We start from the raw sequence: 15599 nt of genomic DNA, 5'->3' as shown, positions 1-15599 counted from the left end.
TGGCACGCTGTTGAGTTCTCAAGGAACGGACACTTCCTTCAGGCGGCTTTCACACCGGCCCTCCGGGCGCTTCGTTCTTTCGTGTTTCCAGCTTACCAGACGTTTTCCGCTCCGTTTTCCGGAGTTTCATTCATCCGATTTGCTTTCCTGCTTGTCCCCGCTCTTTCGCGGCGACTCCGGAACTGTACGGGGATCGGCCCGTCACATGCAAATCGCCCCCGTCCGGCGGTCCGGACGGGGGCGATCGCGGTGCTCAGCGGACCTCGGTGATCTCCGGGCCGCGGGCGAACGGGTCGAGCGAGGTGCCGGTGTAGCGGGTGTCGCCCTCACCGGCGCCCGTGACCGCGCCGCCGCCGTCGGCGACCATCTGCGCGTCCTCGGGCAGCTTCAGCACGATCGGGTCGCGGGGCGCCATCGGGCCCTCGCCGCGGACGACGACGGTCTGCCGGAAGACCTGCTCCAGGATGCCGCCCACCTCGGGCTGCACCGCGGCCTGGCCGGAGATCACGCCGCGCAGGAACCAGCGCGGTCCGTCACAGCCGACGAAGCGCACCAGCTGGACACCCTGCGTGCCGTCCGGCAGCTGGACGGGGACCTGTGCGCGGAGGTGCCAGCCCAGCGGGCCCTCCTCCTCCTCGACCACGCCGCCCTGCGAGGTGATGCCGGTGGCGATCTCCTCGCGGACCTCGCCCCAGATGCCCTCGGACTTGGGGGCCGCGAAGGCCTGGAGCTGGATGGCGCTGTTGCCGAGGACGAGCGTGGCAGCGACGATCGACTCGCCGGCCACCTCGACCCGGAGCTCCATGCCCTCGACACCGGGGACCAGCAGGCCCCCGAGGTCCACCCGGCCCTCTTCGGGATCCTCCAGCTCGGAGTGGTCCCACGGCCCCTCCGGACGCGGGGCCGGCGGCAGCCCGACGCGGTCCGTCGGATCCAGGTCGGTCACGTTCTCGCTCTCGGCGGAACCTTCGACGTCATCGGCCGTCTCGTCGGCGCTGATGGCGTCGTCGGCGAGCTGCTCGACAGCGTCCTCGCTCTTCTGGCGACGACGGAACACGGTCACTGTCCTTCCCGGTCCAAGACCGATGCGAATACCTGCTCGGCTTCCTGCGAGGCCGCGGGCAGCCTAGACCGCGGCGTGGCCGCCGGTCGACCCGAACCCGCCCTCGGCGCGTGCCGACCCCGGCAGCTCGGCCACCTCGTGGAAGCGGGCCTTCTCGACCTGCTGGATGACCAGCTGGGCGATCCGGTCCCCTCGGCGGAAGCTGACCCCCTCGCGCGGGTCCAGATTGACGACGATCACCTTGATCTCTCCACGGTACCCGGCATCGACCGTCCCTGGGGCGTTCACCAGAGCAACACCGCAACGAGCTGCCAGGCCGGACCGGGGGTGGACGAACGCCGCGTAACCGTCGGGCAGCGCAATGGCGACACCGGTGGGAAGCACGGCCCGCTCGCCGGGGGCCAACTCCGCGTCGACGGTGGTCCGCAGGTCGGCTCCCGCGTCGCCGGGCTGCGCGTACGCGGGCAGCGGCAGCTCGGCGTCGATCCGCCGGATCAGGACGTCCAGGGGCGGGCGGGGGGTGCTGGTCAAGGGTTCACCTCAAAGGCTCGGGCGCGCTGCATCAGGTCAGGGTCGTCGAGGACCTTCTCGATGTCCTCCGGACGACCGTGCTTGGTGAAGTGTTCCAGCTTCACCTGGATGAAGAGTGCCTGCGCGCGCACGGCGACCGGTCCGTCCGGTCCGCCGATCCGGCCCTCGGCGGCGCTGTAGACCTTCCGACCGTGGACGCCGGTGACCCAGGCGCGGAGGTGCAGCCGGGTGTCCACCGGTACCGGGGCGAGGAAGTCGGTCTCCAGCCGGCCGGTGACGCCGGGGGCGTGCAGCAGCCAGTTGAGCGAGCCGAGGATCTCGTCCATGGCGGTGGTCAGCAGGCCGCCGTGGGCCAGACCCGGGCCGCCCTGGTGCTCGGAACGGATGGTGAACTCGCCGGTGACGTCCAGGCCCTCACCGGCCACCGCGTCGATCCGCAGGCCCGTGGGGTGCCGGGGGCCGCAGCCGAAGCAGTGTTCGTAGTGCGAGCCGAGCCGGGTGCCCGGGGCGGGGGCCTCCGGGGCGCGCTCGGGGAGGACGGCCTCCGGCGGCGGCGTGGTCGGCGACCGCGGCACGGCCGGCGCCGACGGGACGGAGGGGGAGGTGGGGGCTATCGAACCGGTCACGCCGCCCCACCCTACCGACCGGTAGGCGGGCCGGGACCGGGGGTGCCGTCCAGGGCCGGCCGTTGCGGCGCCCACAATGGGGGCATGTACGACGAACGCCTCACCGCGCCGCGCTCCTGGTGGTTGTTCCCGGTCGCGATCGGCCTCACGCTCGCGCTGACCCTGCTGCGAATCAGCGCGGTGGGCGCGCTGGTCGGACTGGTGGTCGGCATCGCCGCCGGTGCGGCCGCGATCAGCAGTTACGGCTCGGCCCGGATCCGGGTGGTCCAGGGATCCCTGGTGGCCGGCCCGGCCCGGATCCCGGTGGACGCCCTCGGCGCCGCCCACCCGCTCAGCCCGGCCGAGGCCGTGGCCTGGCGCGGGCCGAAGGCCGATCCGCGGGCGTTCATGCTGCTGCGCAGCTACGTTCCGACGGCGCTGCGGGTCGAGGTGACCGATCCGGCCGACCCGACGCCGTACCTCTACCTGTCGACCCGCTCCCCGATGAAGCTGGCCGAGGCCCTGGACGAGGCCCGCCGGGGCGCCCGCGCCTGACCGGGGCCGCACCGGGGCCGCACCGGGGCCGCACCAGGGACGGGGCCGCCGAGCGGACCCCGCCGGGACGCGGACAACAGAAAAACGGAGAGGGACGGTTCCGCCTTCGCGGGACCGTCCCTCTGTATCTCCGTATGACCGTATGACTGGTGCGTCCGCCACGGCGACCGCCGGAGCTGCCGTCCGGCCCCGCTGCCCGGGGCCGGAAGGGGCGTTGTACCGGTCTCGCTGAAATCGCGAGGCCCGAGTCATGGCCGCCCTGGTCCTCAGGCGCCGCAGTCCCGGCAGATCGGGTTGCCGTTCTTCTCGCTGTACAGCTGGCTACGGTGGTGGACCAGGAAGCAGCTCATGCAGGTGAACTCGTCGGCCTGCCGAGGCAGCACCCTGACGGAGAGCTCCTCGTTCGAGAGGTCCGCGCCGGGGAGCTCCATGCCCTCGGCAGCTTCGAACTCGTCGACGTCGACAGAGCTTCCGCCCTTGTCGTTCCGCCGAGCCTTGAGCTCCTCGATGCTGTCCTCGTTGAGCTCGTCGTCGGTCTTGCGTGGGGTGTCGTAGTCGGTAGCCATATTTCGCTCTCCCCCTCCGGGTTGTGCGGTGTGTGCGGTATCTCCAGCGCACGTAACGCATGGGGGGTCGGTCTTGTGCCCGACCCGAGGCGGAGATTTTGCCTTACTTCAAGCCCTGTTACTCAATCGACACTCAGCCGGGGGTCCGTTGGGGTGATCGACTCGGGCGCGAGGGGCCTCACGCTGGGCCATCGCCACGCCGCCGGAACGCCCGCGCGGCGGACACGGAGAGTGATGAAAAGCCCGTGCGGCGCCTGCGAATTCCCTTGCCCACCAGGGATGCGGGTCAATCCTCCGCGTCGGAGTCGATCATCGATCCGCTCACGGAAAGCAATCGGCGACGCCGCGGGCATGATCACGCTCCGAGGTCGTCCCGCATCGCGCAGCGACACGGTGTGAGCTTGGTCACGTTCTGAATCTTCCCGGGCAAAACGTGGAAAATCCGCCCATCCGGAGCGACCCGGTCCGTGACCTTCCGGCCCCCGAGTTCGTGTCCGGCACAGTGCCCTCCGGGCGGTCGGGAGGCCGCGCGGAGGGCCGCTCCCCGCTCCCCGCTCCCGTCGGACCCCCGGCCGCTCCGGCCGGGGGGGTGGGCGCGGGCGCCGGCTACCCGGCGGCCTTGCGGGCTGCCCGGCGGGCCTGCAGCGCGGCCTGCCGCTCGTCGAACTTGGTCGCCTGGGCGTCCAGCCCGGCGAGGAAGAGGCCGAGCTCCTCCTGGGCCCGCGCGCCCTCCGGACCGAGACCGCCCACCTCCATGACCTTGAGGTGGCGCAGCACCGGCTGCAGCACGTCGTCGAGGTGGATCCGCAGGTTGTAGACGCCGCCGATGGCGATCTGGGCGGCGGCACGCTCGAAGCCGGGGATCCCGTGGCCCGGCATCCGGAAGTCGGTCACCACGTCGGCGATGGCCCGCATGGCCTGGTCGGGGGCGATCTCCAGGGCGGCCTTCAGCAGGTTCCGGTAGAAGACCATGTGCAGGTTCTCGTCGTTGGCGATCTTCGCGAGCAGCTGCTCGCAGAGCGGGTCGCCGGCGAAGTGGCCGGTGTTGCGGTGCGAGATGCGGGTCGCGAGCTCCTGGAAGGCCACGTAGGCGACCGACTGCAGCATGCTGTGCGCGTTGTCGGACTCGAAGCCCTCCGACATGTGCACCATCCGGGCCCGCTCCAGCTCGACCGGGTCGACGGCCCGGGTGGTGAGCAGGTAGTCACGGATCGCTATCCCGTGCCGGCCCTCCTCCGCGGTCCAGCGGTGCACCCAGGCACCCCACGCGCCCTCGCGGCCGAACATGGTCGCGATCTCGTGGTGGTAGCTCGGGAGGTTGTCCTCGGTGAGCAGGTTGACCACCAGCGCGACCCGGCCGAGCGGGGTCACCTTGGACTGGCCGAGCTCCCAGGCCTCGCCGCCGAGGACGCCGTCGAAGTCGCGGCCCTGGCTCCACGGGACGAACTCGTGGGGCATCCACTCCTTGGCGACCTTCAGGTGGCGGTCGAGTTCCTTCTCGACGACCTCTTCGAGGGCCAGGATCAGCCGGGCGTCGGTCCAGGTGCTCGAACCGAGCGAGGCGCTGCGCTGCACGGGGGCGATGGTCACGAGTCTGACTCCTGGGGGACGGGCACGCGCGGGACGGGCGCGTTGGGACGGGCGCGTCGGATACGCACTTACGGTTGCGTAGGTTACGACACCGTAAGTTGCTCGGGCCGGAAAAGACAAGCCGCCCCCGCCAGGGCTTATGTCTTCTTGACAGCCTGACGGGGGCGGCTAACGGTCGGGGCGCGGAGGCCGGGCGGCACGGACGGCCGGTACGGACCACAGAGGGGCCAGGAGGGCCCTGACGGGGCCGGGAGGGCCCTCGGACGCTCCCGGCGCGCCCGGTGGTGCGGCTCAGACGCCGGGGATGCGCACGCGCATCGTGAGACCGCCGCCGGAACGCGGGGTGGCCTCGATGGTGCCGTGGTGCGCGCGGACCACCGAGCGGACGATCGAGAGTCCGAGGCCGACGCCCTTGTCGCTGCGGGTCCGGTCGGCCCCCTTCACCCGGCGGAACGGTTCGAAGATGTGCTCCAGCTCGTACCCGGGGACGACCGGGCCGGTGTTGGAGACCACGAGCTCGCCGCCGCCGGGCACCGGGGCGGTGGTGATCTCGACCCACCCGCCGGCGGAGTTGTAGCGGACGGCGTTCTGCAGCAGGTTGAGCGCGATCCGCTCCAGCAGCACCCCGTTCCCGGCGACCGTCGCCGGGTGGAGCGTGGCGCGCAGCTCGACCTCGCGGTTGCCGGCCTCGGCCCGGGTCTGCTCCAGCGCCCTGGTGGCCACCTCGGAGAATTCCACCGGACGGCGGTCGGTCAGCTCGTTGTCGCTGCGGGCGAGCAGCAGGAGGCCCTCCACCAACTGCTCGCTGCGCTCGTTGGTGGCGAGCAGGGTCTTGCCGAGCTGCTGAAGGTCGTTCGAGGCGTCGGGGTCGGAGAGCTGGACCTCCAGCAGGGTCCGGTTGATCGCCAGCGGGGTGCGCAGCTCGTGCGAGGCGTTGGCGACGAAGCGTCGCTGGGAGTCGAAGGAGTGGTCGAGGCGGTCGAGCATGTCGTCGAAAGTGTCGGCCAGCTCCTTGAGCTCGTCGTCCGGCCCGTCCAGCTCGATCCGCCGGTGCAGGTCGGAGGAGGCGACCTCGCGGGCGGTGCGGGTGATCCGGCCCAGCGGGCGCAGCACCCGGCCGGCCATCGCGTAGCCGGCCGCGAAGGCGATCACGGCGAGGCAGACCAGCACGGTGAGGGACTTGCGCAGCAGGGTGTTGAGGGCCGCGCTGGAGGCGGCCTCGTGCCGCTTCACGAGGAACTGGTTGAACTGCTCGGGGGTCATCACCACGCCGTTGACGGTGGTGCCCTTCTCGAAGATGAAGGGCGGCGGCGCGACGTCGTGCAGGGCCTGGCGGAGGAAGAAGTACATGAGCATCAGCAGGACCACGCCGGCCATCAGGAACATCCCGCCGTAGAGCAGGGTCAGCCGGATCCGGATGGTGGGGCGGAACGGCAGCCAGGCGAGCATGCCGTCACCGGGCACGTAGGTGTCCTGCGGCTGGTGCAACCGGGGGGCGCGCGGCGGGTGCACGGGCTTCGGCGGCACGGCCCTGGGTCCTGCGGCGCGCCCGCCGGCGGGCGCGCCGGAGGGCCCGCCGGCCGTGGGCGGGGTGGTCATGATGGTCCTCTCGGAGCGTCCGCCGGGGCGGCGGGCGCGATGGGGCCGGCCGCGGGGGCCGGTACGGTCAGATCCGGTAGCCGGAGCCCGGCACGGTGACGATCACCGGCGGGTCGCCGAGCTTGCGGCGCAGCGTCATCACGGTGACGCGCACGACGTTGGTGAACGGGTCGGTGTGCTCGTCCCATGCCTTTTCGAGCAGCTGCTCGGCGGAGACGACGGCTCCGCCGGCCCGCATCAGGACCTCCAGGACGGCGAACTCCTTGGGGGCCAGCTGGACGGGCCGCCCGTCGCGGATCACCTCGCGGCGGCCGGGGTCGACCGAGATGCCGGCCCGTTCCAGGACGGGGGGCAGCGGGACGGTCGCACGGCGGCCCAGCGCCCGGACCCGGGCGACGAGTTCGCTGAAGGCGAACGGCTTCGGAAGGTAGTCGTCCGCTCCGATCTCCAGCCCTTCGACGCGGTCGCTGATGTCACCGGAGGCGGTCAGCATGATCACCCTGGTGGCCAGGCCCTGGTCGACCACGCTGCGGCAGACGTCGTCACCGTGGACCAGCGGAAGGTCCCGGTCGAGCACGACCACGTCGTAGTCGTTGACCGCGATGCGCTGGAGCGCGGCCTCCCCGTCGTACACCACGTCGACGGCCATCGCCTCGCGGCGCAGACCTGTGGCGACTGCCTCGGCGAGCAGCTGCTCGTCCTCGACGACGAGAACCCGCACGGTCGTTGTCCCTTCTCCAGGCCGGCCCCGGAAAAGCGGACGCACGGCTCCGACGGTGCCCCCCATCCTGCCTGGTCCTGCGGTAAAGCAGCGATAAGCTGCCCCGGAGGCAGCGGCGGCCGGCCGCCGGGCAACGGTCCGGTGACGGTTCGGGTGTCCACCACTCCGATTGGACTGTGACGCGGGCAACTTTCTCGCGTGGGGAGGTTTCCCCGTCCCGGGGGCGGGGAGGACAGCTGCACACCCGCGATCTGGCTGTAGGCCGATCGCACCCACCCGCCGTGCGTTCATCCGCGCCGGCCCTGGGGCTGGGGCGTCACGGGAGCGGCCGAGGGCCGTCTCCGCGCCCGACCGGAGACTTCACTGCCCGGCTCGGACGCTTCCGCTGGCCACCACGACCTCGGGGCGGGGGACGCACGACCGTGCACGTCCGACACAGTAAGGGGGCCCGTATGGACGCCTTCACCGCCGGAATCCTGCAGCGCATCGCCAACGCCGAGCAGGATCTGCACCGCGCGATCGAAGCCGGGGACGAATTCCTGGCCGAGGTGGAACAGTCCGAGCTGGACGACCTCCGCCGGCTCGCCGCCGAACACGGCGTGGACACGGTGCTGGAACGGCACCGCACCGCCGCCTGACCGACCACCGACCCGACGCCGGTTCCCCGGCACCAGCGGCCCTGAGGGGGTCGTGCGAAAACCCAGGCCCTGGCATCCCCCGTATGCCAGGGCTCTTCGCTGTCCCGGCACGGCCGCGGGCCCAGCCGGAGCGGGCCCAGCCGGAGCGCGGCCGGAGCGGGCGCGGCACGCCCTCCCTGGCCGGCCGCGCCCGGGAGCGGGTCAGTCGGCCCAGGCCCGCAGGGCGGCGAGGCGCTCCTGGAGGGGCTCGTAGACGCCGGGCGCGGCGGCCACCGTCAGCGCTCCGTCCGGCCCGTGGCCGGGTCGGCCGCCGACCAGCGCACCGGCCTCGGCGGCGATCAGGCAGCCGGCGGCCCGGTCCCAGGGGGCCAGCCCGCGCTCGTAGTAGCCGTCCAGCCGGCCGGCGGCGACGTCACAGAGGTCCACCGCGGCGGCGCCGCCCCGGCGGATGTCGCGCACCTCGGGCATCAGGGCCAGCAGCACCTCGGCCTGCCGGACCCGGACCGGCTGGACGTAGTTGAAGCCGGTGGCGATCAGGGCCTGGCCCCACGGGGGCGCCGGACGGGCCCCGATCGGCCGGCCGTCCAGCTGCGCGCCGCGGCCCAGCACGGCCTGGAACAGCTCGCCCCGGGCCGGTGCGAGGACCACGCCGACCACCGCCCGCCCGTCCAGCTCGGCGGCCACGCTGACCGCCCAGGACGGCAGTCCGTAGAGGTAGTTCACGGTGCCGTCGAGCGGGTCGACGACCCAGCGCACGCCGCTGGTGCCGGCCCGCTCGGCGCCCTCCTCGCCCAGGTAGCCGTCCCTGGGGCGGCGTTCGGCGATCAGTTCCAGGACGAGCTTCTCGGAGGCCAGGTCCATCTCGGTGACCACGTCGACCGGGCTGCTCTTGGTCCCGGCCACGCCCAGGTCGGCGGGCCGGCCGTCGAGCAGCAGGGCGCCCGCCCGCCGGGCGGCGTCCAGGGCGACGTCGAGCAGCTCGTCGAGCAGGGCCGGGTCGGACGCGGCGGTTCCGGGAACGGCGGGGCTGGTCACGAAGGTCTCCTCGGAGGGGTCAGCGCTCGGCGGCGGCCGGGCGGGGGGCGCGCGGGTTGGGGCAGCAGGCGACCGCGCAGACGTCGTGGCCGGGGCCGAGCGTGCCGAGGGCGCGGCGGGTCACCGGCTCGCCGCGCTCGGCGGCGGCCCGCTCCAGGACGAGTTCGCGGACGGCCGCGGTGAACCGGGGGTCGGCGCCGACGGTGGCGGCCCGGGCGACCGGCAGGCCGAGTTCGGCGGCCTTGGCCGCCGCCTCGGTGTCGAGGTCGTACTTGACCTCCATGTGGTCGGAGACGAAGCCGATCGGGACCATCACCACGGCCGGGTCGCCCTCGGCGTGCCGGGCCTCCAGGTGGTCGCAGATGTCCGGTTCCAGCCACGGGGTGTGCGGGGCGCCGCTGCGGCTCTGGAAGACCAGGTCCCAGGGCCGGTCCCGGACGCCGGTCCGCTCGGCGACGGCGGTGGCGACCAGCCGGGCCACGTCCAGGTGCTGGGCGACGTACGCGCCGCCGGGGCGACCGCGGGCCGGGTCGTCCGGGGCGCCGGAGCTCCCGGCCATGGTGTCCGGGATCGAGTGGGTGGTGAACGCCAGCCGGGCGCCGTCCCGGACGTCCTCGGGGAGCCGGGTCAGGGCGTCCAGGGTGGCGTCGATCATCGGCTCGACGAAGCCGGGGTGGTTGTAGAAGTGGCGCAGCATGTCGACGGCCGGCACGGGCAGGCCCTCGGCAGCGAGCGCGGCCAGCGCGTCGGCGAGGTTCTCCCGGTACTGGCGGCAGCCGGAGTACCCGGCGTAGGCGCTGGTGGCGAGGACGGCGATCCGGCGGTGCCCGTCGGCGACCGCCTCGCGCAGGGTGTCGACCAGGTAGGGCGCCCAGTTCCGGTTGCCCCAGTAGACCGGCAGGTCGAGGCCGTGCTCGGCGAAGTCCTTGCGCAGCGCGGCCAGCAGCTCGCGGTTCTGCTCGTTGATCGGACTCACGCCGCCGAACAGGAAGTAGTGCTTGCCCACCTCCCGCAGGCGTTCCTTCGGGATGCCGCGGCCCCGGGTGACGTTCTCCAGGAACGGGACGACGTCCTCGGGGGCCTCGGGCCCGCCGAAGGAGAGCAGCAGCAGCGCGTCGTACGGGGCGGCGCCGGTGAGGGAGGTGTTGCGCGCGTCGGACATGGCACCGATCCTGCCACTGCGGGACGGACCGCCTGGGTCGGGACCGCCCCTGTGCCCGGAAAAATCCAGTTTGCCAAGGTTCGTAGGCTGTCCTTACCGGTCTCGTTCCTTACCCCCTGCGGAGCTCCCGTGCTGTCCAGCTACCGCCAGATCTTCGCCGCACCCGGCAGTCTGGCCTTCTCGTCCACCGGATTCATAGCCCGGCTGCCGATCTCCATGACGGGGATCGGCATCGTCACGATGCTCTCCGAGCTCAGAGGCTCCTTCGGTGTGGCCGGCCTCGTGTCGGCCACGATGGCGGTGTCCGCGGCGGTCCTGGGGCCTCAGGTCTCCCGGCTGGTGGACCGGCACGGACAGCGCCGGATCCTGATGCCCGCCACCGCGATCACCGTCGCCGCCGCCGTCGGGCTGCTGATCTGCGCGCGGCTGGGGGCTCCGGCCTGGACGCTCTTCGTGTTCGCGGCCGGGATGGGCGTGATGCCGAGCGCCGGGGCGATGGTCCGGGCCCGCTGGGCGCACCTGTACCGGGACCAGGCGCCGAGGCTGCACACCGCGTACTCGTTCGAGGCGGTGGTCGACGAGGTCTGCTTCATCGTGGGCCCGATCCTCGCCGTGACCCTGGCCACCTCTGTGTTCCCGGAGGCGGGCGTGCTGCTCGCCGGGGTCTTCCTCGCGGTGGGCGTGGTGCTGTTCGCCGCCCAGCGGAGCACCGAGCCGCCCGTCCACCCCTCCGCCCGGCACACCGGCACACCGGTGATCCGCAACCGCGGCCTCCAGGTGCTGATCCTGACCTTCGTGGCGACCGGCGCGATCTTCGGCTCGGTCGAGGTGGTCACCGTCGCCTACGCGAAGGCGCAGGGGCACACGGCGATCTCCAGCGTGATCCTGGCGCTGTGGGCCTTCGGCTCCTGCCTGGCCGGGGTGGTGTTCGGGACGCTGAAGCTGACCGGCTCCATGGCCGGCCGCTTCCTCGGCGGGGTGGTGTTCATGGCGGTCAGCATGGTGCCGCTGCTGCTGATCGCCGAGTCGGTGAGCGGGGTCGGTGGACTGGTGGCGGTCGGCGGCGCGCTGCTGATCGCGGGCATCGCCATCTCCCCCACCCTGATCACCGCGATGGCACTGGTCGAGCGCCTGGTCCCGCCGGCCCAGCTGACCGAGGGCATGACCTGGACGACCACGGGGCTCGCCCTCGGTGTCGCGACCGGTTCCTCGGCCGGCGGCTGGGTGGTCGACGCGGCCGGGGCGGCCGCCGGATACTGGGTGCCGTTGACCGCCGGGGCGTTCGGCGTGGTCGCCGCGCTGATCGGGACGGGACGGCTGCGGACCGGCCTGGCCGCACTGGAGGCCGCGCAGCCCGCCGCCAAGACCGTAGACCTCGAACGGTGAGCTGACTTACCCTCCTCCCTACCCGTGGGCTACCCGCGGGTAGGGACCCAGGTGCGCCGACGCCGCTCGGCCACGGAGCAGGAGGCGCCGCAATGCCCCAGGCCAGGACCGCAACCCGTACCCGCTGGACCAACTGGGCGGGCAACCAGAGCGCCCACCCGGCCCGGGCGGTCACCCCCGGGACGGCGGAGGAACTGGCCAAGGAGATCCTGCGCGCCGCCGACGGGGGCCGGACGGTCAAGGCGGTCGGCTCCGGCCACTCCTTCACCTCGATCGCCTCCGCCGGGGACGGCGTCCTGGTCCGCCCGCACGCGATGACCGCCGTCCGGGGCGTCGACCGGGAGAACGGCACGGTCACCGTCGAGGCCGGGCTCCCGCTGCACCGGCTCAACCGGGTGCTCGCCGCCGCCGGCCTCTCGCTCACCAACATGGGCGACATCGAGGTGCAGACCGCGGCCGGCGCCACCAGTACCGGCACCCACGGCACCGGCCGGGACTCCGCCTCGCTCGCCGCCCAGCTCCGCGGGCTGGAGATCGTGCTCGCCGACGGCAGCATCCGGCGGTGCTCCCCCACCGAGAACGCGCGGCTCTTCGAGGGTGCCCGGCTCGGCCTCGGCGCGCTCGGTGTGATCACCGCGCTCACCTTCGCGGTGGAACCGGCCTTCCTCCTCACCGCCCACGAGCAGCCGATGGGCTTCGACGAGGTACTGGAGCGGCTGGACGACCTGACCGCCGTCAACGAGCACTTCGAGTTCTACTGGTTCCCGCACACGTCCCGCTGCTCGACCAAGCGGAACAACCGCAGCCAGGGGCCGGCCGCACCGCTGCCCCGGTTCAAGGAGTGGCTGGAGGACGACTTCCTCTCCAACACCGTCTGGGAGGGGGCCTGCCGGGTCGGCCGCCGGTTCCCCGCCGCGGTGCCCGCCATCGCCGCGGTGGCCAGCCGTGCCTGGTCGGACCGGAGCTACACCGACACCGCGTACCGGGTGTTCACCAGCCCCCGCACGGTCCGGTTCACCGAGATGGAGTACGCGGTGCCGCGTGAGGCGGTCGGCGACGTCCTGCGCGAGCTGAGGGCGATGGTCGAACGGTCGGACTGGCGGATCAGCTTCCCGGTCGAGGTGCGGTTCGCGCCCGCCGACGACCTCTGGCTCTCCACCGCCCACGGCCGGGACACCGCCTACATCGCCGTCCACCTCTACCGGGGCACCGCCGAACAGGGCTACTTCACGGCCGTCGAGCAGCTCATGACCGCCCACCGGGGGCGGCCGCACTGGGGCAAGCTGCACACCCGGGACGCCGAGTACCTCGCCGGGGCCTACCCCCGGTTCGCGGACTTCACCGCGCTGCGGGACGAGGTCGACCCGGACCGCCGGTTCGGCAACGACCACCTCCGCCGGGTGCTGGGGGCCTAGCCGCTTCCCCGCCCGACCCGCCTGCCTCGGCCGTCTCGGCCGGCCCTACTGACCCGACCCGCCCGGCTGCTGCTGCGGATCCGGAGCCGCCGGGGCGGTGGCCGCCGGCGGGACGACCGCGGTACCCGGGGCCGGGGGCTTCGGCGTCGCACCGCCGGACGGACCGGCGGAGGCCCCGCCCCCGGACGGCGCGGACGACTCGCCGGAGGGGCGGGCGGAGGGCGTCGCGCCCGGACTCCCGCCCGGGTCCGGCGTGGAGCCGGCCGAGGGGGACGCGGCGGCGCCGGACGTCCCGGTGCCCGCGCTCGGACTCGTTCCCGGGCTCGGGCGTTCCGAGGTGCCGCCGCCCTTGCCCGCCGAGGGCGAGGCCCCCGGCCCGCCGGTCGCACCGGGAGACGGCACGGGCGAGGGGACGGAGGAGGGTCCGCCACCCGACGGCCCGCCGTCCGACGGGGCCGGTGGCTTCCGCTCGACCGTGCCGCCCAGCGAGGTGCCGGTACCCGACCCGCCCTTCACCGTCGCGGACACCGGCTGCCCGGTGGCGAGCTCGAACGCGAGTATCGGCACCATCGCGAGCGTGAAGACCAGCGCGGAGACCGTCGCGTACGACTTCCACGTCCAGCGCCGACGCGCCCGGACCACGCGCGGGGCGTTCCACTCCGCGGAGGGCGGCTCGGAAGACCGGGTCGAGGACGGGGTGGTGGAGACCCCCGGCACCGGTTGCGGTCCGGTCGCCTGCCGCAGCCCGTTCGCCAACTGGCCCGGCGCGGCGGTGCGGTCCACCGCCTCCCGCAGCTGTTCGCCGGTCCTTTTGAAAACGTGCTGGAACACCGCACCGCCGGTGGTCGCGCCGACACTCACCACGGCCGCGCCCAGAATGGTTCCGTAGACCCCGAGTTCGGACGCGAGCAGCGCCCCCACCACCGTGGCCAGCGCACTCGCCACGACCTGAGCCACACTCAGATCAATTCGCCTGCGACCTTCCTTGCCGTCCTCCCCGGCGGGCTTCTCCTGCGGCATCGACATCCCTCAAGTCAGTACGACTGTCTTTCGAACAAGTCACTCCATCTTGCCCAAAGAAGGACACAAGGGTCGAAAATGCGGTTCTGTGCGGGAGATATATGTGAAGATGATCACCGTTCACCGGGTGATCCTCGGCCATTGAGGTCGTGCGCTCTTGAGATTCCCGTGAATCGCGGGAGACTTGAGCGGCGAGCCGCCCCTCTGGTTGCCACGAATGGAGTACTGTTCGTAAAGCCTGAGCCTTGGGTCGACTTGTCGACTACCCATCAACAGGGAAGCCGACAAGGAGCCACGGTGCAGACACGCACGGCGACGCCCGTCCCGGATCGTCGCGTTCACTGCGCGTGCGAGAACGGCCGGGACACCCAGGCGCGACGTCGACGGATGGCGTGGCAAAAAGGCAACCGTGCCACAGCGGCGTGACCGGGCGTAAGCCCGACACGCCGGGGAACTCAGCAAGGTTGTGGCCAGTCGCGAGCGGGCAGGCCACACTCAGTACGGGAGCAGCGACGCAGGTGACGTCGGCAGGCACCACCCGGGAGGTAACCGTGCCCGAACTGCGGGTTGTGGCCGTCAGCAACGACGGCACACGGCTGGTGCTCAAGGCCGCCGACAGCACGGAGTACACCCTTCCCATCGACGAGCGGCTTCGTGCCGCCATCCGTGGTGACCGTCCGCGTCTCGGCCAGATCGAGATCGAGGTGGAGAGCCACCTCCGTCCTCGGGACATCCAGGCCCGGATACGAGCCGGTGCCTCCGCCGAGGAGGTCGCGCAGGCGGCCGGCATCTCCGTCGACCGCGTCCGACGCTTCGAGGGTCCCGTCCTGGCCGAGCGCGCCTTCATGGCCGAGCGGGCCCGGAAGACCGCGATCCGCCGGCACGGCGAGTCCTCCGGCCCCCAGCTGGGCGAGGCGGTGGCCGAGCGGCTGGCGCTGCGCGGCGCGGAGAAGGACACCGAGCGCTGGGACTCCTGGCGCCGCGACGACGGTACGTGGGAGGTCATCCTCTCCTACCGGGCCGACGGCGAGGGCCGCAGCGCGGCCTGGACGTACGACCCGCCCCGGCGCCTGGTGCAGCCCAACGACGACGAGGCCCGCGCGCTGATCGGCGAGAACGTCGAGCGCGAGGAGGAGTCGGTCTTCCCGTTCATCCCGCGGATCGCCCGGCTCCCCCACGACCGGCCGCTGCGGCCGATGATCGACCGTCCCTCCGCGGACCGGATCATGTCGTCCCGCGAGGTGCGCGAGTCCCGCGAGGCGACGGCCGAGGCCAGGGACTCGCTGACCAGCCTGCTGGACGTCGTCCCGGCGTTCCGGGGCGACCTCGCCGTGGGCGCCCCGCCGCCGGTCGAGCCGATGCCCGCCGAGGTCGCCGAGGAGGCCGAGGAACCGGCGGCCGCCGCTCCGGCGGTCGGCGCGGGCTCCGCGTACGCGGACATCCTGATGCCGCGCGCGGTCGCGCCGCACCGGGAGCGACTGGTCGGCACCACCGACCGGCAGGCCGAGGCGGACGGCGTCCGGCCCGGGCGCCGGGCCACCGTGCCGAGCTGGGACGAGATCGTCTTCGGCAGCCGGCGCAAGAAGCAGGAGTGACACCGGGCACGACGGTGTGACGAAGGGGCGGGAGGCCGTGGCCTCCCGCCCCTTCGTCACCCGTCACCCGTCACCCGTCACCCGTCACCCGTCACCTGTCACGGGGTGGCGTCGGCCG

The 15599-nt window shown here is 72.9% G+C and carries 14 protein-coding genes and 1 pseudogene; 5 read left to right on the top strand and 10 right to left on the bottom strand.

Going from position 1 to position 15599, the window contains the following annotated elements; genetic code table 11:
* Positions 1-253: 253 nt before the first annotated feature.
* The 3 genes from PUR61_RS30275 to PUR61_RS30265 form a co-directional block, all read right to left on the bottom strand.
* The gene (locus tag PUR61_RS30275; RefSeq protein WP_329882675.1) at positions 254-1057 is read right to left on the bottom strand and encodes a DUF3710 domain-containing protein; all 804 of its coding nucleotides are present in this window, start codon (positions 1055-1057) and stop codon (positions 254-256) included.
* A gap of 69 nt (positions 1058-1126) precedes the next feature.
* Positions 1127-1594, bottom strand: a complete 468-nt coding sequence (gene dut / locus PUR61_RS30270) for a dUTP diphosphatase (RefSeq protein WP_329882674.1) — start codon at positions 1592-1594, stop codon at positions 1127-1129.
* On the bottom strand, positions 1591-2169 hold the full coding sequence (locus tag PUR61_RS30265) for a PaaI family thioesterase (protein ID WP_329882685.1): 579 nt from the start codon (positions 2167-2169) through the stop codon (positions 1591-1593). The genes dut and PUR61_RS30265 overlap by 4 nt, the downstream gene beginning before the upstream one ends.
* A 135-nt stretch (positions 2170-2304) precedes the next feature.
* Between PUR61_RS30265 and PUR61_RS30260 the strand changes: the two genes are divergently transcribed.
* Positions 2305-2754: a DUF3093 domain-containing protein gene (locus PUR61_RS30260; protein ID WP_329882673.1), complete on the top strand. Its 450-nt coding sequence runs from the start codon at positions 2305-2307 to the stop codon at positions 2752-2754.
* A 266-nt stretch (positions 2755-3020) separates the two neighbouring features.
* Here the strand turns inward: PUR61_RS30260 and PUR61_RS30255 are convergent, their stop codons facing one another.
* The 4 genes from PUR61_RS30255 to PUR61_RS30240 all read right to left on the bottom strand — a co-directional run bounded on the left by PUR61_RS30255 (position 3021) and on the right by PUR61_RS30240 (position 7230).
* On the bottom strand, positions 3021-3320 hold the full coding sequence (locus PUR61_RS30255; RefSeq protein WP_327681335.1) for a DUF4193 domain-containing protein: 300 nt from the start codon (positions 3318-3320) through the stop codon (positions 3021-3023).
* A gap of 606 nt (positions 3321-3926) precedes the next feature.
* A complete protein-coding gene (locus PUR61_RS30250) occupies positions 3927-4910 on the bottom strand; it encodes an acyl-ACP desaturase (protein ID WP_329882672.1) in 984 nt (327 codons plus the stop codon).
* Positions 4911-5201: 291 nt separating this feature from the next.
* Complete coding sequence (locus tag PUR61_RS30245; protein ID WP_443034539.1) at positions 5202-6509, bottom strand: sensor histidine kinase; 1308 nt, start codon at positions 6507-6509, stop codon at positions 5202-5204.
* 67 nt (positions 6510-6576) lie between these two features.
* The gene (locus PUR61_RS30240; RefSeq protein ID WP_329489897.1) at positions 6577-7230 is read right to left on the bottom strand and encodes a response regulator transcription factor; all 654 of its coding nucleotides are present in this window, start codon (positions 7228-7230) and stop codon (positions 6577-6579) included.
* A 452-nt stretch (positions 7231-7682) separates the two neighbouring features.
* Between PUR61_RS30240 and PUR61_RS30235 the strand changes: the two genes are divergently transcribed.
* Positions 7683-7868 (top strand): hypothetical protein, encoded by a 186-nt coding sequence (locus PUR61_RS30235; RefSeq protein WP_030301315.1) that lies wholly within the window; start codon positions 7683-7685, stop codon positions 7866-7868.
* Between the two features lie 201 nt (positions 7869-8069).
* Here the strand turns inward: PUR61_RS30235 and PUR61_RS30230 are convergent, their stop codons facing one another.
* Together PUR61_RS30230 and PUR61_RS30225 are read right to left on the bottom strand one after the other, a co-directional pair.
* On the bottom strand, positions 8070-8903 hold the full coding sequence (locus PUR61_RS30230) for an inositol monophosphatase family protein (RefSeq protein WP_329882671.1): 834 nt from the start codon (positions 8901-8903) through the stop codon (positions 8070-8072).
* A gap of 19 nt (positions 8904-8922) precedes the next feature.
* Positions 8923-10065 (bottom strand): ferrochelatase, encoded by a 1143-nt coding sequence (locus PUR61_RS30225; RefSeq protein ID WP_329882670.1) that lies wholly within the window; start codon positions 10063-10065, stop codon positions 8923-8925.
* Between the two features lie 129 nt (positions 10066-10194).
* Here PUR61_RS30225 and PUR61_RS30220 point away from each other — a divergent pair.
* Both PUR61_RS30220 and PUR61_RS30215 read left to right on the top strand, forming a co-directional pair.
* Positions 10195-11456 (top strand): annotated as a pseudogene (locus tag PUR61_RS30220) (MFS transporter).
* An 87-nt stretch (positions 11457-11543) separates the two neighbouring features.
* Positions 11544-12866, top strand: a complete 1323-nt coding sequence (locus tag PUR61_RS30215) for a D-arabinono-1,4-lactone oxidase (RefSeq protein ID WP_329882668.1) — start codon at positions 11544-11546, stop codon at positions 12864-12866.
* Positions 12867-12911: 45 nt separating this feature from the next.
* Here PUR61_RS30215 and PUR61_RS30210 read toward each other — a convergent pair whose 3' ends face one another.
* Complete coding sequence (locus tag PUR61_RS30210; RefSeq protein ID WP_329882667.1) at positions 12912-13823, bottom strand: hypothetical protein; 912 nt, start codon at positions 13821-13823, stop codon at positions 12912-12914.
* Positions 13824-14404: 581 nt separating this feature from the next.
* Here PUR61_RS30210 and sepH point away from each other — a divergent pair.
* Positions 14405-15481, top strand: coding sequence for a septation protein SepH (gene sepH, locus PUR61_RS30205; protein WP_329882666.1), 1077 nt, complete (start codon positions 14405-14407; stop codon positions 15479-15481).
* The last annotated feature ends 118 nt before the right edge of the window (positions 15482-15599 follow it).

The organism is Streptomyces sp. BE20, assembly GCF_036322525.1.
GTDB lineage: Bacteria > Actinomycetota > Actinomycetes > Streptomycetales > Streptomycetaceae > Kitasatospora.
This window is presented reverse-complemented; position numbering and strand designations above follow the sequence as displayed.